Source organism: Bacillus sp. LK2, from assembly GCF_001043575.1.
GTDB lineage: Bacteria > Bacillota > Bacilli > Bacillales > Bacillaceae_G > Bacillus_A > Bacillus_A paramycoides.
Window position 1 is genome coordinate 24,018 of sequence record NZ_LDUK01000043.1, and the last position, 24,315, is coordinate 48,332.

24 protein-coding genes and 2 tRNA genes are annotated in these 24,315 nt (G+C 36.8%); all 26 read left to right on the forward strand.

Annotated features, from left to right (window positions below):
* The first annotated feature begins 84 nt into the window (after nt 1-84).
* The 26 genes from spoVT to lysS all read left to right on the forward strand — a co-directional run bounded on the left by spoVT (nt 85) and on the right by lysS (nt 23,944).
* A complete protein-coding gene (gene spoVT, locus VK90_RS21780; RefSeq protein WP_002174559.1) occupies nt 85-621 on the forward strand; it encodes a stage V sporulation protein T in 537 nt (178 codons plus the stop codon).
* 231 nt (nt 622-852) lie between these two features.
* Complete coding sequence (locus VK90_RS21785; RefSeq protein ID WP_048375165.1) at nt 853-2,454, forward strand: putative polysaccharide biosynthesis protein; 1,602 nt, start codon at nt 853-855, stop codon at nt 2,452-2,454.
* A gap of 12 nt (nt 2,455-2,466) precedes the next feature.
* Complete coding sequence (mazG, locus tag VK90_RS21790; protein ID WP_048375167.1) at nt 2,467-3,927, forward strand: nucleoside triphosphate pyrophosphohydrolase; 1,461 nt, start codon at nt 2,467-2,469, stop codon at nt 3,925-3,927.
* A gap of 14 nt (nt 3,928-3,941) precedes the next feature.
* Nucleotides 3,942-4,217 (forward strand): RNA-binding S4 domain-containing protein, encoded by a 276-nt coding sequence (locus VK90_RS21795; protein WP_002174562.1) that lies wholly within the window; start codon nt 3,942-3,944, stop codon nt 4,215-4,217.
* Nucleotides 4,218-4,275: 58 nt separating this feature from the next.
* Nucleotides 4,276-4,584, forward strand: a complete 309-nt coding sequence (gene yabP / locus VK90_RS21800) for a sporulation protein YabP (protein WP_001059101.1) — start codon at nt 4,276-4,278, stop codon at nt 4,582-4,584.
* Nucleotides 4,581-5,234 (forward strand): spore cortex biosynthesis protein YabQ, encoded by a 654-nt coding sequence (gene yabQ, locus VK90_RS21805; RefSeq protein WP_048375170.1) that lies wholly within the window; start codon nt 4,581-4,583, stop codon nt 5,232-5,234. The genes yabP and yabQ overlap by 4 nt, the downstream gene beginning before the upstream one ends.
* Nucleotides 5,231-5,590 (forward strand): cell division protein DivIC, encoded by a 360-nt coding sequence (gene divIC / locus VK90_RS21810; RefSeq protein ID WP_002174564.1) that lies wholly within the window; start codon nt 5,231-5,233, stop codon nt 5,588-5,590. Before yabQ ends, divIC begins: the two co-directional genes overlap by 4 nt.
* Nucleotides 5,591-5,677: 87 nt before the next feature.
* Nucleotides 5,678-6,163: a S1 domain-containing RNA-binding protein gene (locus VK90_RS21815; protein WP_000021451.1), complete on the forward strand. Its 486-nt coding sequence runs from the start codon at nt 5,678-5,680 to the stop codon at nt 6,161-6,163.
* Between the two features lie 159 nt (nt 6,164-6,322).
* Nucleotides 6,323-6,396, forward strand: a tRNA-Met gene (locus tag VK90_RS21820).
* 13 nt (nt 6,397-6,409) lie between these two features.
* Nucleotides 6,410-6,481 (forward strand) — tRNA-Glu (locus VK90_RS21825).
* A gap of 259 nt (nt 6,482-6,740) precedes the next feature.
* On the forward strand, nt 6,741-9,212 hold the full coding sequence (spoIIE, locus tag VK90_RS21830) for a stage II sporulation protein E (protein WP_048375171.1): 2,472 nt from the start codon (nt 6,741-6,743) through the stop codon (nt 9,210-9,212).
* Nucleotides 9,213-9,424: 212 nt separating this feature from the next.
* Nucleotides 9,425-10,855 (forward strand): tRNA lysidine(34) synthetase TilS, encoded by a 1,431-nt coding sequence (gene tilS / locus VK90_RS21835; RefSeq protein ID WP_048375173.1) that lies wholly within the window; start codon nt 9,425-9,427, stop codon nt 10,853-10,855.
* Nucleotides 10,852-11,394 (forward strand): hypoxanthine phosphoribosyltransferase, encoded by a 543-nt coding sequence (gene hpt / locus VK90_RS21840; RefSeq protein ID WP_000981837.1) that lies wholly within the window; start codon nt 10,852-10,854, stop codon nt 11,392-11,394. Before tilS ends, hpt begins: the two co-directional genes overlap by 4 nt.
* Nucleotides 11,395-11,479: 85 nt before the next feature.
* Nucleotides 11,480-13,381 carry an ATP-dependent zinc metalloprotease FtsH gene (ftsH, locus tag VK90_RS21845; RefSeq protein WP_048375175.1) on the forward strand — a complete coding sequence of 634 codons (1,902 nt, stop codon included), beginning with the start codon at nt 11,480-11,482 and terminating at the stop codon, nt 13,379-13,381.
* A gap of 224 nt (nt 13,382-13,605) precedes the next feature.
* Nucleotides 13,606-14,394, forward strand: a complete 789-nt coding sequence (locus VK90_RS21850) for a type III pantothenate kinase (protein ID WP_002144522.1) — start codon at nt 13,606-13,608, stop codon at nt 14,392-14,394.
* Between the two features lie 6 nt (nt 14,395-14,400).
* On the forward strand, nt 14,401-15,276 hold the full coding sequence (hslO, locus tag VK90_RS21855) for a redox-regulated molecular chaperone HslO (RefSeq protein WP_002174569.1): 876 nt from the start codon (nt 14,401-14,403) through the stop codon (nt 15,274-15,276).
* A gap of 117 nt (nt 15,277-15,393) precedes the next feature.
* A complete protein-coding gene (gene cysK / locus VK90_RS21860; RefSeq protein WP_002174570.1) occupies nt 15,394-16,317 on the forward strand; it encodes a cysteine synthase A in 924 nt (307 codons plus the stop codon).
* A 223-nt stretch (nt 16,318-16,540) separates the two neighbouring features.
* Nucleotides 16,541-17,938: an anthranilate synthase component I gene (gene trpE, locus VK90_RS21865; RefSeq protein WP_048375179.1), complete on the forward strand. Its 1,398-nt coding sequence runs from the start codon at nt 16,541-16,543 to the stop codon at nt 17,936-17,938.
* A 5-nt stretch (nt 17,939-17,943) separates the two neighbouring features.
* Entirely contained in the window at nt 17,944-18,531 is a 588-nt protein-coding gene (pabA, locus tag VK90_RS21870) for an aminodeoxychorismate/anthranilate synthase component II (RefSeq protein WP_048375181.1), read from the forward strand.
* On the forward strand, nt 18,525-19,397 hold the full coding sequence (pabC, locus tag VK90_RS21875) for an aminodeoxychorismate lyase (protein WP_048375182.1): 873 nt from the start codon (nt 18,525-18,527) through the stop codon (nt 19,395-19,397). The genes pabA and pabC overlap by 7 nt, the downstream gene beginning before the upstream one ends.
* Nucleotides 19,372-20,232, forward strand: coding sequence for a dihydropteroate synthase (gene folP, locus VK90_RS21880; protein WP_048375184.1), 861 nt, complete (start codon nt 19,372-19,374; stop codon nt 20,230-20,232). Before pabC ends, folP begins: the two co-directional genes overlap by 26 nt.
* Complete coding sequence (gene folB, locus VK90_RS21885; RefSeq protein WP_002174575.1) at nt 20,233-20,595, forward strand: dihydroneopterin aldolase; 363 nt, start codon at nt 20,233-20,235, stop codon at nt 20,593-20,595.
* Entirely contained in the window at nt 20,592-21,107 is a 516-nt protein-coding gene (folK, locus tag VK90_RS21890) for a 2-amino-4-hydroxy-6-hydroxymethyldihydropteridine diphosphokinase (RefSeq protein ID WP_048375186.1), read from the forward strand. Before folB ends, folK begins: the two co-directional genes overlap by 4 nt.
* On the forward strand, nt 21,059-21,262 hold the full coding sequence (locus VK90_RS21895) for a helix-turn-helix domain-containing protein (protein WP_000387027.1): 204 nt from the start codon (nt 21,059-21,061) through the stop codon (nt 21,260-21,262). The genes folK and VK90_RS21895 overlap by 49 nt, the downstream gene beginning before the upstream one ends.
* 23 nt (nt 21,263-21,285) lie before the next feature.
* Nucleotides 21,286-22,284 (forward strand): tRNA dihydrouridine synthase DusB, encoded by a 999-nt coding sequence (gene dusB, locus VK90_RS21900; protein ID WP_002174577.1) that lies wholly within the window; start codon nt 21,286-21,288, stop codon nt 22,282-22,284.
* Between the two features lie 160 nt (nt 22,285-22,444).
* Nucleotides 22,445-23,944: a lysine--tRNA ligase gene (lysS, locus tag VK90_RS21905; RefSeq protein WP_002174578.1), complete on the forward strand. Its 1,500-nt coding sequence runs from the start codon at nt 22,445-22,447 to the stop codon at nt 23,942-23,944.
* Nucleotides 23,945-24,315: the final 371 nt, after the last annotated feature.

The following is a 24,315-nucleotide window of genomic DNA, read 5'->3' on the forward strand; positions in this document are numbered from 1 at the left end:
TACTATGTTTAACAGTTGGTGATTTTTACATGAACAGGTAAATTCACCACTTTGATCATCAGTAGAAAGTGAGGCAGCATTAGAATGAAAGCAACTGGAATCGTACGTCGAATTGATGATTTAGGCAGGGTAGTAATTCCGAAGGAAATTCGTAGAACTTTACGTATTCGTGAGGGAGACCCTTTAGAGATTTTTGTTGATCGCGATGGAGAAGTCATTTTGAAAAAATATTCTCCGATTAGTGAACTAGGTGATTTTGCAAAAGAATATACGGAAGCTTTATACGATAGCTTAGGACATAATGTGCTTGTATGCGATCGTGATTCTATTATCGCAGTAGCGGGCGTATCTAAAAAAGAATACTTAAATAAAAGCGTTGGCGATTTAATTGAGAAGACAATGGAAGAGCGTAAGTCTGTAATTATGACAGATGAAAGCGAAATTTCAATTATTGATGGAGTAGCTGAAAGAGTTAGTTCCTATACAATTGGCCCGATTGTTGCGAATGGGGATCCAATTGGAGCTGTTATTATCTTCTCTAAAGAGGCTATTATAAGTGAAGTAGAGCATAAGTCAGTAAATACAGCTGCAAGCTTTTTAGCGAAACAAATGGAGCAGTAAGGTCATATCGAATTTTAGAAGTAGCAATCTTTCCTAATTATGATATTTCTTTTTGAGAAATCAATTATTTGGAGATATAGGTATATTGAATGAAGGTAGCGCTTTGCTACCTTTTTTCATTGAACATTTTTGATATTTAAAGAAGTCATTATTACTCGTGCGTGTAAGGAAGTTTGTTTTTTCTTTATGATATAATACGAGGGGTGAGAATAGAAAAAGGAGTTTTCTTGTATGGAAGCGAAGAAGTATCAAGCCTTTTGGCGTGGGGCTATTATATTAACAATCGCAAGTTTTGTTACGAAAGTATTAAGCGCTTTTTACCGTATTCCATATCAAAATATAGCGGGTGATATTGGTTTTTATATTTACCAACAAATTTATCCGTTTTATGGATTTTGTTTAATTTTAGCTACTTATGGGTTTCCCATTATTATTTCAAAAATGGTCGCAGAAAGATTAGAAAGAGGAAAACAAAAAGAAGCAGAAGAAATTATTTGTGTGTCTTTTTGGTTTTTATTAGGAATTGGCTTCGTAGGATTTTTTACATTGTTCTTTGGTGCCGAAACAATTGCATCGGCTATGGGCGATATACATTTAGATAAATTATTGCGTGTTATTTCGTTTTCGTTTCTACTAATGCCATTCTTATCTGTAGTGAGAGGGTACTTTCAAGGGTTCAATAATATGATGCCAACGGCTGTTTCACAAGTAATCGAACAAACGATTCGTGTGTCTATTATTGTATTTTTATCACTATTCCTTATTGCTCATGGATTTGATCTATATACAGTCGGTACGGGTGCTATGTTAGGTTCAATTGCAGGTGGGCTTATTGGGATTATCGTACTTTTACTTTATATGCGTCATGATTTTCGTGCTATCTTCTTTAAAAGTTGGAAGAGCATTAGAAGTAAAAAAAAGATTGTTAAAATCCTTTTTTGGCAGGGATTAGCGATTTGTGTTAGTAATTTAGTCCTTATTTTTATACAAATGGCTGATTCTGTTTCGTTTTATACTTTGCTTATCCGCGCGGGAGAGCAAGTTGAAAATGCAAAGATGCTCAAAGGTATTTATGATAGAAGTATCCCGCTTATGCAATTAGGTACTGTTGTGACAACTTCTTTCTCATTGTCACTTATTCCTATTATTACAGCGGCGAAGGAAAGAGGAGATCTTTCATTTATTCAAGAAAAGGTAAAGTTAGCAATGAAAATAACATTTGTTATTGGATGTGCAGCGGCTATAGGATTAACCTGTATTATTCAACCTACAAATATTATGTTGTTTGAAAATAGTGATGGATCAGATGTGTTATCGATTTTATCTTTATCTATTTTATTTAGTTCATTGTCAATTACAACTGCTTCTATTTTGCAGGGGTTGGGACAGACATTAAAACCAGCGCTATTCGTTGTATTTGGAGGCTGTTTGAAGTTAGTTTTAAACTATATGTTAATGCCATATTTTGGTGTTAAAGGAGCTGCGATTGCAACTTTAATTGCGCTTGTTGTAATTGCCTTGTTAAATAGTGTAGTACTTATGAAATCTGTATCGGGGTCGCTTATTGATAAGCGGAATATGTTAGGTGTAGCTATTAGTGGTATCGGTATGGGATTTGTATTAATAGTGTTTATGCGCGTAGCACAAATGTCGGGATTAGTAATTGATACAGGGCATAGAGGAGTCGCAACGATTGAAGCATTGTTAGGTGTAGCTATTGGTGGATTGACATATATGTTTTTAATTTTAAAATTACGTGTATTTACAAAGGAAGAATTAGGAACCGTTATGAAGCAAGAGAAAAAAGAAGGTTCATTGAAGAAGAGTGGATAGGGGTGACAGGTTGTGAGTGGAATCATTACTATTTTAGGATTAGGTGCTGGTGAATTAGATCAGTTAACGATGGGTGTATATCGAAAGATAAAAGAAGCAGACCATATGTTTGTTAGAACGAAGGAACATCCAGTCATAGAAGAATTGGAGAAAGAAGGCATAAAGTATACGGCTTTTGATAATGTATATGAAGCACATGATACATTTGAAATCGTATATGAAACAATCGCGAATACATTACTAGAACAAGCTAAAGGTACAGAAATTATTTATGCTGTTCCGGGTCATCCGCTTGTAGCAGAAAGAACAGTTCAGCTCCTTTTGCAAAAAGGAGAAGTGGCAAATGTTGAAGTGCGAATTGAAGGTGGGCAAAGTTTCCTTGATCCGATGTTTGCAAGTTTAAAAATTGATCCGATCGAAGGGTTCCAATTAATTGATGCTACATCATTTGAAAGAGGGCAATTAGAATTACGTCAACATTTAATCTTTTGCCAAGTGTATGATGCGTTCGTTGCTTCGGATGTGAAGCTAACGTTAATGGAGATGTTGCCAGATGATTACGAAGTGTACATCGTAACAGCTGCAGGAACTTCATTTGAGCAAGTGAAAAAGGTGCCGTTATACATGTTAGATCATGAAACGGAATTAAATAATTTAACGAGTGTATATGTACCGCCAGTTAAGGCACGTGCGTCCTTATATCAGCAGTTTGATGTGCTTAGAGAAATTATTGCTGATCTGCGTGGACCAAATGGTTGTCCTTGGGATAAAAAGCAGACGCATCAATCTTTAAAGAAATACTTAATTGAAGAAGCGTATGAAGTGTTAGAAGCAATTGATGAAGAGGATGATGATCACTTAGTAGAAGAGCTGGGTGATATATTATTGCAAGTTATGCTCCATGCCCAAATTGGAGAGGATGAAGGTTGGTTCTCGATAGATGATATTATTCGAACTTTATCTGAGAAAATGGTTCGTCGTCATCCACATGTGTTTGGAAATACAGATGTAAATAATGCTGATGAAGTGATTGTGAATTGGGAAGAAATTAAAAAACAAGAAAAAGGATTCGTAAAAGAATCTGTTTTAACTGGAATTCCAAAAAGTTTACCGCAATTAATGCGTGCTTATGAAATTCAGAAGAAGGCTGGAAAAGTTGGGTTTGATTGGGTTGATGTGCAGCCGATGATAGAGAAAGCCTTAGAAGAATGGCAAGAATTCCAGCAAGAAGTTATAAATATGGATGAGGAAAAGATGCTAGGTGAATTTGGTGACTTACTATTTGCATTTGTTAATATAGCTCGTCATTATAACTTAGATCCAGAAGAAGCGTTACGTTCAACTAATGAGAAATTTATGGGCCGTTTTTTATACATGGAAGCAAAAGTAGCCGAAATGAATAAAGAAATGCAAGATTTATCATTAGAACAGTTAGATGTTTTATGGGAAGAGGCAAAACAAACAGAGCGCTAATAGGGGGATTTGATATGCGTCTAGATAAGTTTTTGAAAGTATCACGTTTAATTAAAAGAAGAACATTAGCAAAAGAAGTATCTGATCAAGGAAGAATATCGATCAATGGCCAAGTGGCAAAAGCGAGTTCAGATGTAAAAGTGGATGATGAATTAACAATTCGTTTCGGTCAAAAAATAGTAACTGTGAAAGTAAACGAATTGAAAGAAACAACTAAAAAAGAAGATGCGGCAAATATGTATAGTATGGTTCGCGAAGAAAAAGTAAAAGCGGAAGAAGGCTTGTTCTAAAGTCGATTACCCCTTCATACATTACTATTAGCTAGTATAAAGCTATGGGGGGATTTTCGTGAATAATGGTTACTCACCTATGTCTTCTAATCAACAAAATGTTTCTGTAGAGCATGATATTATCATGCGTGGCAGGCGTGTAATCGATATTACTGGTGTAAAGCAAGTGGAGAGTTTTGATAGCGAAGAATTTTTACTCGAGACTGTAATGGGCTTTTTAACAATTCGTGGTCAAAATTTGCAAATGAAGAATTTAGATGTAGAAAAGGGTGTTGTATCGATTAAAGGGAAAGTTCATGAGATGCTGTATATTGATGAGAACCAAGGGGAGAAAACTAAAGGCTTCTTTAGTAAGTTGTTTAAATGAGCCTAACAGTCCAGCTGTATACAATGCTTTCAATGATTGGAATGGGTGCTTGGATTGGTGCATCTTTAGATACATATCAACGGTTTTTAAAACGCCAAGAGCGTAAGCGTTGGCTTGTATTTATACACGATATACTATTTTGGATTGTCCAAGCATTATTCGTTTTTTATGTATTACTGCTTGTGAATGAAGCTGAACTACGTATATATGTATTTTTGGCATTATTGTGTGGTTTTGCAGCATATCAAAGCTTATTGAAAGCATTATACATGAAGATGTTAAATTTTCTCATCTATATTTTTGTACAAACAACACAATTTTTTGTTCGAATTATACAGCTACTCATGATAAAACCTGTTATTATTATAGCGCAGCTATTTATTGCATTTATATTATTCTTATTTCGTATACTGCTTTCAATTGGACATGTGTTATGGAAAATGGTGATTTGGATATTACTTTTCATATGGAAAGTTTTTGTCTGGCCTGTTCGATTTATTGCTTCGCTCATATGGAAACTTCTCCCTAATCGTGTTAAACTTTTTATAATGAAGCATGTAGGGTTCCTGCAATATGTAGCAAAATTGAAGGGACATATCTTCCAATTATGGGAGCGTATAAAAAAGAAGTTAGGGGGACCTCGGAAATGAGGGAACTGAGACAAAGAACAATCGAAAAACAGAGTCCAAATCCTGTTAAAGAGCATATAATACAAACGGATGAGAACGGGAAGCGACTTTATCGCCGTTTAGCGGTTTTTCTTGTCTTTGCTTTTACAATTATTGCTAGTATTAGTGTGACGTTTTATCAACAAAACAGTTCCATTAAAGCAAAAGAAGCAAAAGTTAAGGACATGAAAAAAGAACTGGATTCATTAACGAAAAAAGAAAAGAATCTAAAAGATGAAGTTCAAAAGTTGAATGATGAAGAGTACGTTTTAAAGATTGCTAGAAGGGATTATTTCTTCTCCGGAAAAGGGGAGATAATTTTTCCTGTTTCTAAGTAGAGTATGTCTTATTGACACTATATTTTAGGATTATATATAATAAAGTAAAATTTGACTTTTTAACCACTAAGGAGGAGCATTTTTTTTATGTCAATCGAGGTAGGCAGCAAGTTACAGGGTAAAGTAACAGGTATTACAAATTTTGGGGCTTTTGTGGAGCTGCCAGAAGGCTTAACGGGTCTTGTTCATATTAGTGAGGTTGCTGATAATTATGTGAAAGATATCAACGATCACTTAAAAGTGGGCGACCAAGTAGAAGTAAAAGTTATTAATGTTGAAAAAGATGGAAAAATTGGTCTATCTATTAAAAAAGCGAAAGAACGTGAAAAAACAGAAGGAGATCGTCCACGTGGTGAATACCAACGTGGTGGTGATCAACAACGTTCTGGACGTCCACAACGTAATAATCGTTCTTTCAACAGAGATAACCGCGGTGGCGGTAACGACCGAGCTCCAAAAGAAACATTTGAGCAAAAGATGGCACGCTTTTTAAAAGATAGTGAAGATCGTTTAACTTCTTTAAAGCGTAACACAGAATCTAAACGTGGTGGCCGTGGCGCACGTCGCGGATAATAAGTCCGTTTAATTCTGAACATATAGAGAGGTACCCAGAGTGATTACTCGGGGTGCTTTTTTATATGGAAGAATATATTTTAAAAAAGTTTTTGAGATGTGTTGACTTTAAAGTATATCTGATGTAAGATACTAATTGTCCGTTAAATAAGACGACATGGCGGTGTAGCTCAGCTGGCTAGAGCGTACGGTTCATACCTGTGAGGTCGGGGGTTCGATCCCCTCCGCCGCTATATTTAATTTAACGGCCCGTTGGTCAAGTGGTTAAGACACCGCCCTTTCACGGCGGTAACACGGGTTCGAATCCCGTACGGGTCATCTAAAAAGATCATGTAAATTTGCATGGTCTTTTTTTGTTAAATAAATTCAGACATACAATACTTCTACAAAATCGCCCTATATTTTCTGAAGATTCTTTTAATTATCTTTAAATAAATTAAATACCATGTATATATGTAGAGTTATTTCGAATAAAAAGTCGAACGATTATAAAAGTGAGAACTGTTGTTTTGACAAAAATCCCAATAATCATCTTTTATAATGACAGTAATTAAACTATGCAGGTGGTGTTAAAAATATGCCTAAAGCAGGAAGGAATACTATGAATACAAGTGCATTGGCGATGAATGAAAGTCAGCTTGGGACAATAAAGTGGACGAGTAAGTTGCGAATGAAGTTTGAACAAGTTTTCTTTAGATGGGGATTCATTATTGTTGTTATTGGTTTTCTTTTGGGACGAGCATATATATTAACAAACATTTTACCGTTTGCATTGCCGTTTTTTGCTGCTGTCTATGTTATGAAGCGAGATAAAATGCCGCTCGCGTTCTTAGCTCTCATGGGTGGGGCACTTTCAGTTTCGATAGACAATTTATTTTTTACTTTTGCATCTATTTTTACGTTCTTTATTTATAATATCTTCTTTAGTCGGTTTACACGTAAAACTGTTGGACTTGTGCCATTCCAAGTATTTATCTCCGCATTAACCGCACATTTAGTTGTTGTATATTTTGCACAGCAAACTGTCACCATGTATGATTTGCTCGTTAGTACGATCGAAGCAGGGCTTAGCTTCGTATTAACGATGATATTTTTACAAAGTGTTCCGCTTTTAGTGGAAAGGAAAGGGAAACAACAAGCGTTAGCAACAGAAGAAATTGTTTGTTTAATTATATTACTAGCATCTGTTTTAACGGGTACAACAGATTGGTTTGTTTATGATGCTTCTATTCAACATATTTTCACTAGATATTTAGTATTAGTATTTGCCTTTATTGCCGGTGCGGCTACAGGATCCACAGTGGGAGTCGTTACTGGATTAATATTAAGTTTAGCGAATGTGTCTAGCTTGTCTCAACTTAGTCTCCTTGCCTTTTCAGGATTGCTTGGTGGATTGTTAAAAGAAGGGAAACGTATAGGAGTTAGTTTAGGTTTATTAATTGGTACAAGTTTAATTACGTTATATGTAGACAGGCAAACAAGTATTGTAACAACTTTAATTGAATCTGGTGTGGCGATTGTTTTCTTCTTATTAACACCGAAACTTGTTATGGATCGTATTGCTAAATTTATGCCGGGTACACAGGAGCATTCACAAGATCAACAACAATATTTAAGAAGGATGCGCGATGTTACGGCGAACAAAATCAATCAATTTGCTAATGTATTTGCTGCTTTGTCTAATAGCTTTTCTGTATATGGATATGTGGAAGAGGAAGATAAAGAAACAGAAGCGGATTTATTTTTAAGTACAATTACTGCGAAAACATGCCAAACATGCTTTAAAAAAGATCAATGCTGGGTAGTTAATTTCGATAAAACGTACGATTATATGAAACAAATAATGAGCGAAACGGAAGAAGGAACGTTGCAACATAATCGGAAGTTAGTTCGCGAATGGGACAAGCATTGTGTGAGAGGGAAGAAAGTGACAGATTTAGTAGCGGGTGAATTAGATCACTTCTATGAGGGACAGAAATTACGCAAACAAATGAAAGAAAATCGTAGAATTGTAGCGGAGCAATTACTAGGTGTATCAAAAGTAATGGAAGATTTCGCTAAGGAGATACAACGAGAACGAGAAAACCACCAAGTGCAAGAAGAACAGATTTTGCAAGCATTTCGCGATTTCGGCGTCGAAGTGGAGCATGTTGATATTTATTGTTTAGATAGAGGAAGTATTGATATTGAAATGTTGATTCCAGCTGCATCTAATGAGCATGGAGAATGTGAGAAGTTGGTTGCGCCGATGCTTTCAGATATTTTAAAAGAAAATATTGTCGTTAAGCATGAAGAGAAATCCTCTTATCCAAATGGTCATAGTTTAATATCATTTGGTTCAGCGAAGACGTATTCTCTTGATACTGGATTGGCCACAGCTGCAAAAGGTGGTGGATTTGTTTCAGGTGATTCCTATGCGATGATGGATTTAAGTGTTGGTAAATATGCACTTGCGATTAGTGATGGTATGGGAAATGGGCAAAGGGCTCATATGGAGAGTAAGGAAACGGTAAAATTATTACAAAAGATACTTCAATCAGGTATTGATGAGGAAATAGCGATTAAGTCCATCAATTCAATTCTTTCTTTAAGAACGACAGAGGAGATGTATACAACACTTGACTTAGCTATGGTAGATTTACGGGATGCGAGTGCGAAGTTTTTAAAGGTTGGATCGACGCCGAGTTTTGTTAAACGCGGAAATAATATTTTGAAAATTGAAGCAAGTAATTTACCGATTGGAATCATTGAAGATGTTGAAGTTGATGTGGTTGGTGAGCAATTAAAAACGGGAGATATTCTTATCATGATGAGCGATGGTATTTTTGAGGGAGCGCAACATGTGGAGAATCACGAATTATGGATAAAACGTAAAATTAAAGAACTACAAACAGAAGATCCACAAGAAATTGCTGATATCATCATGGAAGAAGTAATTAGGTCTGGCGATGGTTATATAAATGATGATATGACTATTGTGGTGGCAAAGGTAAAGAAAAATATGCCGAAGTGGGCCACGATTCCAATAGTAGGAATGCAGGCGCAATAAATTAAATTATTACTGAAAAGACCTAGGTAAATGCCTAGGTCTTTTTGATTAAAAAAGGTAATGTTATTACTTTTGTGAATATACAGAGGGGATGTAAGATAAAAATGTGAATTTTGTACATCTTTTTTTTGCACAATGTTTGTAAAAGTTGTACCATTATATACAAGGTAACTAATGTTGCTGTTCTTGTTTAATGAAAGGTGATTGCGAAGTTGAAAGATACATTTGTTGAAAAAGTAGATGACTTTGTAAAGCGGCATGATGTATTAAAGGAACATTCAACAATTGTTGTAGGGGTTTCTGGTGGCCCTGACTCTTTGGCTCTTCTATATTATTTGTTGGAAAAAAGAGCAGAAAAGCAGCTCGAAATTGTAGTAGCCCATGTGGATCACATGTTTAGAGGTGATGAATCTCATGAGGACCTACAGTTTGTACGTAATCTTTGCAAAGAGTTAGGAATTATTTGCGAAACGATAAGGGTTAATGTGTCGCAATATCAACAGCAATATGGAATGAATGCACAAGTTGCTGCTAGAGAATGCAGATATGCATTTTTGGAAAGAATAATGAAGAAATATGATGCGAGATATGTAGCTCTTGGCCATCATGGAGATGATCAAGTAGAGACGATTTTAATGCGCCTTGTACGAGGAAGTACTCCGAAAGGGTACGCAGGAATTGCAGTGAAGCGTCCTTTTCATAATGGATATTTAATTAGGCCGTTACTTGGAGTAACTAAGGAAGAAATTGTTGATTACTGTAATAAGCTAAAAGTAATCCCACGTATAGATCCGAGTAATAAAAAGGAAGTATATACAAGGAATCGATTACGTAAATATGTCCTTCCTTATTTGAAAGAGGAAAATCCACAAATGCATGAGAAATTTCAAAAATTTAGCGTGCAGATGCAAGAGGATGAGGCATATTTGCAGGAATTAGCTTTTGAGAAGATGAATAAAGTAATTACAAAAAAAAGCGATAAACAAATTAGCTTATCAATTCCTGCCTTTGAATCCATGTCTATGCCTTTACAAAGGAGAGGGATTCAACTAATATTAAACTATCTTTATGAATATAAGATTCCATCTTCGCTTTCTTCTATACATATTGACAAGGTGATTGAATTTTTTAAGCGGACACAACCTTCAGGTTCACTTGATTTTCCGGGTGGTTTGAAAATTGTTCGCACATACGAAGAATGTAGCTTTGGATTTAAACAAGAAATTGTTTCTCCTTTTTCGCAAGATTTATCAGTGCCTGGGACAATTATATTGTCGAATGGAGATAAACTTGTAACAGAGGTGAGCGAAGATATACCAAGTAACATGAATGAAACAGTATTTGTTGCTAAGTATAATGATATATCGTATCCACTTCGTATCCGTTCTAGGGAAAATGGAGATCGCATGTCAATACAAGGTATGGATGGTACAAAAAAGATAAAAGCTATTTTTATCGAGGCGAAAGTACCAAAAGAAAAAAGAGAAGAATGGCCGATCGTTTGTGACGCAAGTGGAAATATTATTTGGGTACCCTTGTTGAAACGATCTGCATTTGCTACTTCGAAAGAGATAGCAAAGAGGGATAAATATATGATTATTCACTACAAAAGCAAGGAGTCTTCCGGGAGGATAATGAAATGATGAATCAAGATATCGAAAAAGTATTAATTTCTGAAGAACAAATACAGGAAAAGGTGCACGAACTAGGTGCGATTATTGCAGAGGATTACAAAAATACAGTACCTCTTGCAATTGGTGTACTAAAGGGCGCAATGCCATTTATGGCAGATTTATTAAAGAGAACAGATACATATCTTGAAATGGATTTTATGGCTGTATCTAGCTATGGCCACTCTACAGTTTCGACAGGCGAAGTCAAAATCTTAAAAGATCTTGATACTTCTGTAGAAGGTCGCGATATTTTAATCGTTGAAGATATTATTGATAGCGGTCTTACGCTAAGCTATTTAGTGGACCTATTTAAATATCGTAAAGCGAAATCTGTAAAAATTGTTACGTTATTAGATAAGCCAACAGGCCGTAAGGTTGATCTGAAAGCAGATTATGTTGGATTTACTGTTCCTCATGAATTTGTTGTAGGATATGGATTAGATTATAAAGAGCAATACCGTAATCTTCCTTATGTAGGAGTATTAAAACCAAGTGTTTACTCAAATTAATTAAATACAGGCGTTACAATTGTATAGGAAAGTTTTTCTATGTTACGATTTACTATAGTGTTTATGCCGTGAGAGGAGGTTAGGAATGAATCGTATCTTCCGTAATACCATCTTTTATTTACTGATATTCTTAGTAGTAATTGGAATCGTGAGCTATTTTAATGGTTCGACGCAAAAAACGACATCAGTTAGCTACGATAAATTCATTACTAAACTTGAAAAAGGTGAAGTGCGTAATGTGCAGCTTCAACCGAAAAATGGTGTGTTTGAAGTAAAAGGACAATTCAATACTTCTAGCCAAGGAGAACAATTTGTTACTTATGCACCAAATACTGAGGAATTACAAAAGAAAATTAATGATAAGGCGCAAGGGGCTGAAGTTAAGTATCAACCAGCAGAAGAAACAAGTGCTTGGGTAACGTTCTTCACTTCTATCATTCCGTTTGTCATTATCTTCATTTTATTCTTCTTCTTATTAAACCAGGCTCAGGGCGGCGGTAGCCGTGTTATGAACTTCGGGAAAAGTAAGGCGAAGCTATACAATGATGAAAAGAAAAAAATTCGTTTCAGAGATGTTGCTGGAGCGGATGAAGAGAAACAAGAACTTGTTGAGGTAGTTGAATTCTTGAAAGACCCTCGTAAGTTCGCTGAAGTTGGTGCCCGTATTCCGAAGGGTGTTCTATTAGTGGGACCTCCAGGTACAGGTAAAACTTTATTAGCACGTGCCGTTGCAGGTGAAGCAGGCGTTCCGTTCTTCTCTATTAGTGGTTCTGACTTCGTAGAGATGTTCGTCGGTGTCGGTGCATCCCGTGTACGTGATTTATTTGAAAATGCAAAGAAAAATGCTCCTTGTATCATTTTCATTGATGAAATTGATGCAGTAGGACGTCAACGTGGCGCGGGTCTTGGCGGTGGTCATGATGAGCGTGAACAAACGTTGAACCAATTGCTTGTTGAAATGGATGGATTCGGTGCAAACGAAGGTATTATTATCATCGCTGCGACAAACCGTCCTGATATTCTTGATCCAGCGTTATTACGTCCAGGTCGTTTTGACCGTCAAATTACAGTAGATCGTCCAGATGTAAATGGTCGTGAAGCTGTACTTAAAGTACACGCTCGTAATAAACCGCTTGATGAGAATGTCAACTTAAGAGCGATTGCAACTCGTACACCAGGATTCTCTGGTGCCGATCTTGAAAACTTATTAAACGAAGCTGCTTTAGTAGCTGCGCGTCAAGATAAGAAGAAAATTGATATGAGTGACATCGATGAAGCAACGGATCGTGTTATTGCAGGTCCAGCTAAGAAAAGTCGTGTTATCTCTGAAAAAGAACGTAATATCGTTGCATTCCATGAGGCTGGCCATACTGTAATTGGTGTTGTCCTGGATGAAGCAGATATCGTTCATAAAGTAACAATTGTCCCTCGTGGTCAAGCTGGTGGATATGCGGTAATGCTTCCGAAAGAAGATCGTTACTTTATGACAAAACCAGAGTTACTTGATAAAATCACTGGTTTACTTGGTGGTCGAGTAGCTGAGGAGATTGTATTTGGTGAAGTGAGTACAGGTGCTCACAATGACTTCCAACGTGCGACTGGTATTGCAAGACGTATGGTTACAGAATTCGGTATGAGTGATAAGCTTGGGCCGATGCAATTCGGTAGCTCGCAAGGTGGTCAGGTGTTCTTAGGAAGAGACTTCCATTCGGAGCAAAACTACAGTGATGCAATTGCACATGAAATCGATGTGGAAATGCAAACTATTATGAAAGACTGTTATGCTCGTGCGAAACAAATTCTTACTGAAAAGCGTGATAAGCTAGATATTATTGCGAAAACGTTACTTGAAGTAGAAACATTAGATGCAGAGCAAATTAATCATTTATATGATTATGGCAGATTACCTGAGCGTCCAACATCTTCAGATGATTTGAAAGTAAACATCAATATGAAGAAAGACGATGAAGACACAGAAGATAAGTAAGAGATGAAGGAGTGACGATAGTCACTCCTTTTTTGTTTGTGGAATAAATTTAAGTGGCAAAAGAATTTAAATAAAACTCGTATTAAAAATTGAAATAGAGAGTGATCTTTTTGTAAAATGATGAGGATAGAAAAGCTGAATATATAAGTATGTGTGATATGATGTTTTTATAAGTTTTATACATACTGCACAAATATAGATTAAATAAGATAAGTGGTGAGAATATGATTTTTGTATTGGATGTAGGGAACACAAATGCGGTGCTAGGTGTATTTGAAGAGGGGAAACTTCGCCAGCATTGGCGCATGGAAACAGATCGTCATAAAACAGAAGATGAGTATGGGATGCTTGTAAAGCAGTTACTTGAGCATGAAGGTCTTTCTTTTGAAGATGTGAAAGGTATTATCGTATCTTCAGTCGTACCGCCAATTATGTTCGCTTTAGAGCGTATGTGCGAAAAGTATTTTAAAATTAAACCGCTTGTAGTGGGGCCTGGGATAAAAACTGGCTTGAATATTAAATATGAAAATCCACGTGAAGTAGGCGCGGACCGAATTGTAAATGCAGTTGCAGGTATCCATTTGTATGGAAGTCCTCTTATCATTGTTGATTTTGGTACGGCTACTACATATTGTTATATTAACGAAGAGAAACATTATATGGGTGGCGTTATTACACCGGGAATTATGATCTCGGCAGAGGCGTTATATAGCAGAGCAGCAAAGCTTCCTCGTATTGAAATTACAAAACCGAGTAGTGTTATTGGGAAGAATACAGTAAGTGCAATGCAATCAGGTATTCTTTATGGGTACGTTGGACAAGTGGAAGGTATTGTTAAGCGTATGAAAGAAGAAGCTAAACAAGAACCGAAAGTTATTGCAACAGGTGGGTTAGCAAAATTAATTTCAGAAGAATCAAATGTAATTGATATTGTAGATCCATTTTTAACGTTAAAAGGTTTGTATATGTTATATGAACGTAATGCAAATTTACAGCATGAGAAGGGTGAATAAATAAGTATGAAAGATTATTTAGTAAAAGCGTTAGCGTTTGATGGAGAAGTACGTGCGTATAGTGTACGTACAACAAACACAGTAAGTGAGGCGCAAAAACGTCATGATACATGGAGAACAGCTTCAGCGGCACTTGGCCGTTCGTTAACTGCGGGTACAATGATGGGTGCCATGTTAAAAGGCGAACAGAAGTTAACGATTAAAGTAGAGGGTAACGGTCCAATTGGTCCGATCTTAGTCGATGCTCATGCAAATGGGGATGTACGTGGTTATGTAACGAATCCGCATGTTGATTTTGAAGGAACAGAACAAGGGAAATTACGTGTATATCAAGCGGTAGGTACAGAAGGATTTGTAACGGTAATTAAAGATATCGGTATGCGTGAACCGTTTATCGGTCAATCTCCAATTGTTTCAGGAGAACTAGGGGAAGATTTCACATATTATTTCGCAGTTTCTGAGCAGACACCTTCTTCTGTAGGTGTCGGTGTTCTCGTAAATGGAGACGATAGCATATTGGCGGCGGGTGGATTCATTCTTCAAATTATGCCAGGTGCACAGGAAGAAACAATTTCATTTATTGAAGAGCGTTTGCAAAAAATTCCTCCTGTATCAACATTGATTGAACAAGGGCTTTCTCCAGAAGAGCTACTATATGAAGTGCTTGGAGAAGATAAAGTGAAAGTGCTAGAAACAATGGATGTTCAATTTAATTGTACATGTTCACGCGAGCGTATTGAAAGTGTGCTAATTAGTTTAGGTAAAGCAGAGTTAGAGCAAATTCGTGCAGAAGAAGAAGAGACGGAAGTTCATTGTCACTTCTGTAATGAACGATATAAATTCGCTAAAGAAGATATTACAAACTTAATTGAGAGCCTGTAATAAGGGAGTTAAAGGGTAGAATCGTTCATCCAAATGGATTGACAAAAAAGAAATTTTCTGACAAAATCTAAATATAGATAAAACCAATAAAAATACTCGGTGTTAGGAGTGACAGGAATGCGAGTGGCACAATCAGTTTCAGAATTAATCGGGAAAACGCCGATCGTTAAGTTGAACCGCATCGTAGAATCAGATAGCGCAGATGTATACTTAAAATTAGAATTTATGAATCCGGGGAGCAGTGTTAAAGATCGTATTGCGTTAGCTATGATCGAAGATGCTGAAAAGAAAGGATTATTAAAAGAAGGCGATACAATCATTGAACCGACAAGTGGTAACACGGGTATTGGTTTAGCGATGGTAGCGGCTGCTAAAGGATATAAGGCGATTTTAGTAATGCCAGAAACAATGAGTATCGAGCGACGTAATTTATTACGTGCTTATGGTGCTGAATTAGTATTGACTCCAGGGCCTGAAGGAATGGGCGGAGCGATTCGTAAAGCGACTGAATTAGCGAAAGAACATGGTTACTTTATACCGCAACAATTTCAAAACCAAGCGAATCCAGAAATCCATCGTTTAACGACGGGTCCAGAAATTGTTGAACAAATGGGTGATCAATTAGATGCGTTTATCGCGGGTATTGGTACAGGTGGAACAATTACAGGTGCCGGTGAAGTGCTGAAAGAAGCGTATAACGATATTAAAATTTATGCGGTAGAACCTGCGGATTCACCAGTGTTATCTGGAGGGAAGCCAGGACCGCATAAAATTCAAGGAATTGGAGCGGGATTTGTTCCGGAGACATTGGACGTAGAAGTATATGATGAAATTATTCAAGTGAAAACAGAGCAAGCGTTTGAATATGCGAGAAGAGTAGCTAAAGAAGAAGGTATTTTAGTTGGTATCTCTTCAGGAGCAGTCATTTATGCAGCGACAGAAGTTGCGAAGAAATTAGGTAAAGGAAAAAAGGTACTTGTTATTATCCCAAGTAATGGTGAACGTTATTTAAGTACACCGCTTTATCAATTTGAATCATAATTGAATGCGATTTAAAAAGCATCCTTGAAAAAGGATGCTTTTTCTTTTTGGGTTGGAAATAGGAAAAGAGTGAATGACTAGAAAACTTCATGTAAAATAAGAAGTAGTACAATTTATTTATTTTCACTAGCCCTCGAGTGTAATCATTCTCTATATAAATAACTTTATGTAGTTTGAGCTGGTTAGCTTAAGAGGGTGGGATAAAAGAAGACGGGGTGTTGATATGCAACGAAGAAAATCTTTAGCGCTTTCTATTCCATATCAGTTAGATTTCTTTAAGCAATATAAATTTCTTTCCCAAGATAAGCCGCAACATATTTTGTTAGAAAGTGGACGTGGTGGTCGTTATAACATTGTTGGGCTGGATCCAGTAGCGGTAATTCAAGGGAAGAATGAGACGTTACATATAAGTGAAAGTGGTAAGGAAACAATAGAACATGGGAATCCATTAGATTTAATGCAAGAATATATGGAGAAATGGAAAACGGATTATAATCCGAAGTATCCACCTTTTCAAGGTGGTGCAATTGGATACTTTAGTTATGATTGTATCCGTTATATTGAAAAGTTACCTTCTCTTGCAGAGGATGACATTAATATACCTGATATATTCTTTTTATTGTTTGATGATGTGTTTGTATATGATCAAAAAGAAAAAGTATTATGGATTATTACGCATTATGTAGATGAGCATAAAGAGGCAGAAGAACGATTAAATGAATGGAAGGATCTTTGGATGAAAGAAGCATCTGAAGTGACTATGTCATTTAAATGTCCTGAAGAGAAAAATGAAGCAGTTGCTTTTACAGAAGAAGGCTTTATGAAGGCTGTTGAACGTATTCAAGAATATATTGGGGCGGGTGACGTGTTCCAAGTAAACTTATCGACAAGACAAGAAAGAACGTTACAAACACATCCGCTAGAAATCTATACAAGTCTTCGTGAAATTAATCCATCTCCATATATGGGTTACTTAGAACTTGGAGATTTTCAAATCGTTAGTGCTTCGCCTGAATTGCTAATTAAAAAGCAAGGAAAAGAAGTGAGTACAAGACCAATTGCTGGTACGCGCTCTCGAGGCGCAAGCGAGCAAGAGGATGAAGAATTGGCGAAAGAATTAATTGAAAACGAAAAGGAAAGAGCAGAGCATGTGATGCTTGTGGATTTGGAACGAAATGATTTGGGTCGGGTTTGTAAATATGGCACTGTTGAAGTAGATGAATTTATGGTGATTGAAAGATATTCACACGTTATGCATATTGTTTCTAATGTGCGTGGTGAGGTGGAAGAAGATAAAGATGCCTTCGATTTGGTGAAGGCTGTATTTCCTGGTGGGACAATTACCGGTGCCCCGAAAATACGTACGATGGAAATTATTGAAGAATTAGAACCTGTTCGCCGAGGGATTTATACAGGTTCAATTGGTTGGATTGGATATTCTGGAGATACGGAATTGAATATTGTAATACGAACATTGCTTGCCAAAGATGGACAAGCACATGTACAAGCGGGAGCGGGAATTGTAATTGATTCGAATCCTAAAAACGAATATAAAGAGTCGTTAAAAAAAGCAATCGCTTTATGGCGTGCAAAAGAAAGTAGCGAAGAAACGGTTAGGTGAGAGAAATGATATTAATGATTGATAATTATGATTCTTTTACATTTAATTTAGTGCAGTTTCTTGGGGAACTTGGACAAGAGCTTGTTATTAAGCGTAATGATGAAGTGACTATTTCAGATATTGAGAATATGAAACCGGATTTTTTAATGATTTCACCAGGTCCATGTAGCCCTAATGAGGCAGGGATTAGCATGGATGTTATTAAATACTTCGCAGGTAAAATTCCGATTTTCGGAGTTTGTCTTGGGCATCAATCAATTGCGCAAGTATTTGGAGGAGATGTTGTCAGGGCAGAACGTTTAATGCACGGCAAAACTTCTTTGATGTATCATGATGGACAGACAATTTTTTCTGATATCCCAAATCCATTTGCCGCGACACGTTATCACTCTCTTATCGTTAAAAAAGAGACGTTGCCTAATTGTTTAGAGATAACATCTTGGACGGAAGAAGGAGAAATTATGGCACTTCGTCATAAAACATTGCCGATTGAAGGTGTGCAGTTCCATCCGGAATCTATTATGACTTCTCATGGGAAAGAGCTGTTACAGAATTTTATTCGTAAATATAGTCCAAGTGTGACAACATGTTAATTTACGTGAATGGTGCGTATGTAGAAGCGAGTGAAGCGAAAATTTCTCCTTATGACCATGGTTACTTATATGGACTTGGAGTTTTTGAGACGTTTCGTATTTATAATGGTCACCCCTTTTTGCTGGATGATCATTATGAACGTTTAATGGATGCGCTGGATACATTGCAAATTAAATGGACAATGACAAAAGATGACGTAATGCTTATTTTGGAGAATCTACTCGTTAAGAATGGATTAAAGCATGCGTATGTGCGCTTTAATGTATCGGCGGGTATAGACGAGATAGGATTGCAAACAGAAATGTATGAAGAGCCATCTGTTATTGTTTTTATAAAACCTTTAGCGGCCCCGGGGGATGTAGTGGAAAAAGAAGGGGTTGTTTTAAAGCAAGTACGAAATACACCAGAGGGTGCATTTCGCTTGAAGTCCCATCATTATTTAAATAATATTTTAGGGAAACGAGAAATTGGAAATGTTGTGAATAAGGAAGGTATTTTCCTTACAGAAACAGGTTATGTTGCAGAGGGGATTGTTTCGAATCTCTTTTTTGTTAAAGGAGATACTTTGTATACTCCTTCATTAGAAACAGGGATTTTAAACGGAATCACTCGTGCGTTTATTATAAAGGTTGCTGAAGAGCAAGGTATAGAAGTAAAGGAAGGTTTCTTTACAAAAGATGAATTGCTTTCAGCGGATGAAGTATTCGTAACAAACTCCATTCAAGAGATTGTCCCTCTTTGTCATATAGAGGGGGAAGATTTCCCGGGTAAAGTGGGGATGGTTACAAAAAGATTTATGGATCTTTATGAAATGCAGAGAGAGCAATTGTGGAGCAGAAATGAATTGCGAAGAGGAGATGTGTAGTTTGAAGTGGGATTATGATTTGCGCTGCGGCGAATATACATTGAATTTAAATGAAAAGACATTAATTATGGGAATTTTAAATGTAACGCCAGATTCATTTTCTGATGGTGGGAGTTACAACGAAGTAGATGCCGCGGTGCGCCATGCGAAAGAAATGAAAAACGAAGGTGCTCATATTATTGATATCGGTGGCGAATCTACTCGCCCGGGTTTCGCTAAAGTTTCAGTAGAAGAAGAAATAAAGCGAGTTGTTCCGATGATTCAGGCAGTTTCAAAAGAAGTGAAGTTGCCTATTTCTATTGATACGTATAAAGCTGAGGTTGCGAAACAAGCGATTGAAGCTGGTGCTCATATTATTAATGATATTTGGGGAGCGAAGGCAGAACCGAAGATTGCTGAAGTTGCAGCCTATTATGATGTGCCTATTATCTTAATGCATAATCGCGATAATATGAATTATCGTAACTTAATGGCTGATATGATTGCTGATTTGCATGAGAGTATTAAAATTGCTAAAGATGCTGGTGTGCGAGATGAGAACATTATTTTAGACCCAGGTATCGGTTTTGCAAAAACACCTGAACAGAATTTAGAAGCGATGCGCAATTTAGAGCAGTTAAACGTACTAGGTTATCCGGTTCTATTAGGTACTTCAAGAAAATCCTTTATTGGACATGTATTAGATTTACCGGTGGAGGAACGACTTGAAGGAACGGGTGCTACCGTTTGCCTTGGTATTGAAAAAGGTTGTGAGTTTGTTCGTGTTCACGATGTAAAAGAAATGGCGCGTATGGCTAAGATGATGGATGCGATGATTGGTAAGGGGGGAAAGTAATTGGATAAAATTTATGTCCATGATATGGAGTTTTACGGTTATCATGGTGTATTCCCGGAAGAAAATAAGCTAGGTCAGAGATTTAAAGTGGACTTAACGGTGGAATTGGATTTAAAGCGTGCGGGAGAAAGTGATGACTTAGAGCATTCTGTCAATTATGGAGAGCTTTTCGAATTATGTAGGAAAGTTGTTGAAGATAGAACGTATAAGCTTGTGGAGAGTATCGCTGAAAATATCGCTACAGATATATTGGCACAATATGAGAGTATTTCACGATGTACGATAAAGGTTATTAAACCGGATCCGCCGATACCGGGGCATTATCGTGCTGTAGCGGTAGAAATTACGAGAGAACGTTCATGAATAATATAGCGTACATTGCGTTAGGTTCAAATATTGGAGAGCGTTATACTTATTTAACTGAAGCGATTCAGTTTTTAAACAAAAACCCTTATATCCAAGTTGACGATATTTCATCTGTATATGAAACTGAACCAGTTGGCTATACTGACCAAAGTTGCTTTTTGAATTTAGTTATAAAAATTTCTACCAATTTATCACCACAAGAATTATTGAAAATAACACAAAAAGTAGAGAATGATCTAGGAAGAAAAAGGGAAATTAGGTGGGGTCCGAGGACCATCGACCTTGACATTTTACTATATAATCAAGAAAATATTGAAGCAGAGAATCTTATTGTTCCGCATCCGCGGATGTTTGAAAGAGCTTTTGTTATCGTTCCGTTGTTAGAGATTAATCAAGATATAAAACAAGACATTTCACGTTCACAAGTAGAAGAAATGAAAAGGCGAGAGGGAGTAACGGTATGGAAGCAGAAAAATGGGGAAGACGCATTCGTGCTTTTCGAAAGCTAAAAGGCTATACGCAAGAAGGTTTTGCTAAAGAATTAGGGGTATCTGTATCTGTTTTAGGTGAAGTTGAGAGAGGGAATCGATCGCCTTCCCAAGATTTTGTAGTAGAAGTTGCTAAAGCATTAAAGGTCTCAATAGATGAACTAATGCCAAAGTGACTATGATGGAAGGAGTAAGTCGAGTGTTAAAGATTGCAAATATTGAGATGAAAAATCCGGTTGTATTAGCACCGATGGCGGGAGTGTGTAACTCTGCATTCCGTTTGACAGTAAAAGAATTCGGTGCAGGTTTAGTTTGTGCTGAAATGGTAAGTGATAAGGCAATATTACTTAATAACAAAAGAACATTAGATATGTTATATATCGATGAGAGAGAAAAACCATTAAGTTTACAAATTTTTGGTGGAGAGAAAGAAACTCTTGTAGATGCTGCGAAATACGTAGATAAATATACGACAGCAGACATTATTGATATTAATATGGGTTGCCCAGTACCGAAAATCACTAAGTGTGATGCGGGAGCAAAGTGGCTTTTAGATCCAAATAAAATATATGAAATGGTAGCGGCAGTTGTAGACGCTGTTGAAAAGCCAGTTACAGTTAAAATGCGTATTGGTTGGGATGAAGATCATATTTTTGCAGTAGAGAATGCCAAAGCTGTTGAGCGTGCTGGTGGGCAAGCGGTAGCGGTTCATGGGCGTACACGAGTGCAAATGTATGAAGGGAAAGCAGATTGGGATATTATTAAACAAGTAAAGCAAGCTGTAAATATCCCGGTTATCGGAAATGGTGATGTCGAAACACCACAAGATGCAAAGCGTATGCTTGATGAAATTGGTGTAGACGGTGTTATGATTGGCCGCGCTGCTCTTGGAGACCCATGGATGATTTATCGTACGGTAAAGTATTTAGAGACAGGCGAATTAATGCCGGAACCAACAGTGCGTGAGAAAATTGATGTATGTATGTTGCACCTAGATCGTCTTATCGATTTAAAGAACGAAAATATCGCTGTAAGAGAGATGAGAAAGCACGCAGCTTGGTATTTAAAAGGTGTTCGTGGTAATGCGAGCGTGCGTAATGGTATCAATACGTGTAACACACGTGAAGACCTTGCGAATTTATTAGGTGCATTTGTAGAAGAGGTAGAAGCGAAACAACAAACAATTTACGTTGGCTAATAAGGGAACATGGAAGATTGACATTCCTTTGTACACTTCCTATAATTACGTGAAAGAAAGAAGAGCTGCCAGTTAGTTGCTGGCAGTTTTTCTAGTTGAGTAGAAAATGCTATACTGTATATATTGTAAAATTAAATAGAGCTGGAGTGATATCAATATCATGGATAACATGAACCACGAAGAATTAAACGACCAATTGCTTGTTCGTCGTGAAAAGTTACATAACTTACGTGAACAAGGGATCGATCCGTTCGGTAAACGCTTTGAACGTACGAATTCAACAAACGACTTATTAAGCTTATATGGAGAGTTCTCTAAAGAAGAATTAGAAGAGAAAGAAATCTCTGTTTCTATCGCTGGTCGTATTATGACAAAACGCGGTAAAGGAAAAGCGGGATTTGCGCACGTTCAAGATTTACATGGGCAAGTTCAAATCTATGTTCGTAAAGATGCTGTTGGGGATGAAGAGTATGAATTGTTTAAGACAGCGGATTTAGGTGACTTAGTAGGGATTGAAGGTAAAGTTTTCAAAACGAATGTTGGAGAACTTTCAGTAAAGGCAACGGGCTTTACGTTATTAACGAAATCTCTTCGTCCATTACCGGATAAATATCACGGATTAAAAGATATTGAACAACGTTACCGTCAACGTTATTTAGATTTAATTACAAGTATGGAAAGTCGTGAAACATTCGTTACTCGTAGTAAAATCATTCGTGAGATGAGAAGATACTTAGACGATAATGGTTATCTTGAAGTAGAAACACCTATGATGCATGCAATTGCGGGTGGAGCGTCTGCTCGTCCTTTCACTACACATCATAATGCATTAGATATGGAATTATATATGCGTATCGCAATTGAGCTTCATTTAAAACGTCTTATTGTGGGCGGATTAGAAAAAGTTTATGAAATTGGCCGTGTATTCCGTAATGAGGGTGTATCAACACGTCATAACCCTGAGTTTACGATGATTGAACTATATGAGGCGTATGCCGATTATAAAGATATTATGAAACTAACAGAAAATATGGTTGCTCATATTGCGAAACAAGTACTAGGTACAACAACAATCCAATATGGTGATCAAGAAATCAATCTAGAGCCAGAATGGACACGCCTTCATATGGTAGATGCAATTAAACAATATTCTGGAGCGGATTTCTGGAATACAATGAGTGTAGAAGAAGCGCGTGAACTTGCAAAAGAACATGGTGTAGAAATTAAAGATACAATGGAAGTTGGTCATATTATTAATGAATTCTTCGAGCAAAAGGTAGAGGATAAATTAATTCAGCCTACATTTATCTATGGCCACCCGGTAGAGATTTCACCACTTGCGAAAAAGAATGATGAAGATCCACGATTTACAGATCGTTTCGAATTATTTATTGTTGCTCGTGAGCATGCAAATGCATTCACTGAGTTAAACGATCCAATTGATCAAAAAGAACGTTTTGAAGCTCAATTAAAAGAGCGTGAACAAGGTAATGATGAAGCACATATGATGGATGATGATTATATTGAAGCTCTTGAGTACGGTATGCCTCCTACAGGTGGGTTAGGAATTGGTATTGATCGTCTAGTTATGCTATTAACAAATGCACCATCTATTCGTGACGTACTGTTATTCCCGGCTATGCGTCATAAACAAGACTAAGCTTTGGAGATTTCTCCAAAGCTTTTTTTATTCCTTTATTGGAGACGGGATAATTAGCGAGGGGGAGGGAATCTTCTATTGAAAGGAAGATGAGGTCATTGCTCATTAAATGGATAATGGATTAACAAAACTATATTTATATAGAAGAAATGTACTGTTTTTATAGTTTTTTACTAAGTTAAAAATTTTATTAGAAAAACTATTGCATTTTAATAATCAAACTGGTATATTTATATTCGTTGTCACGGAAGACAACACAAGAAACAAATGAAAAACAACTTATTAAAAAAAGTTGTTGACGAAAATATAACAAAATGTTATATTGATAAAGTCGCTTCTGAGCGGCAGACAAGTTCTTTGAAAACTGAACG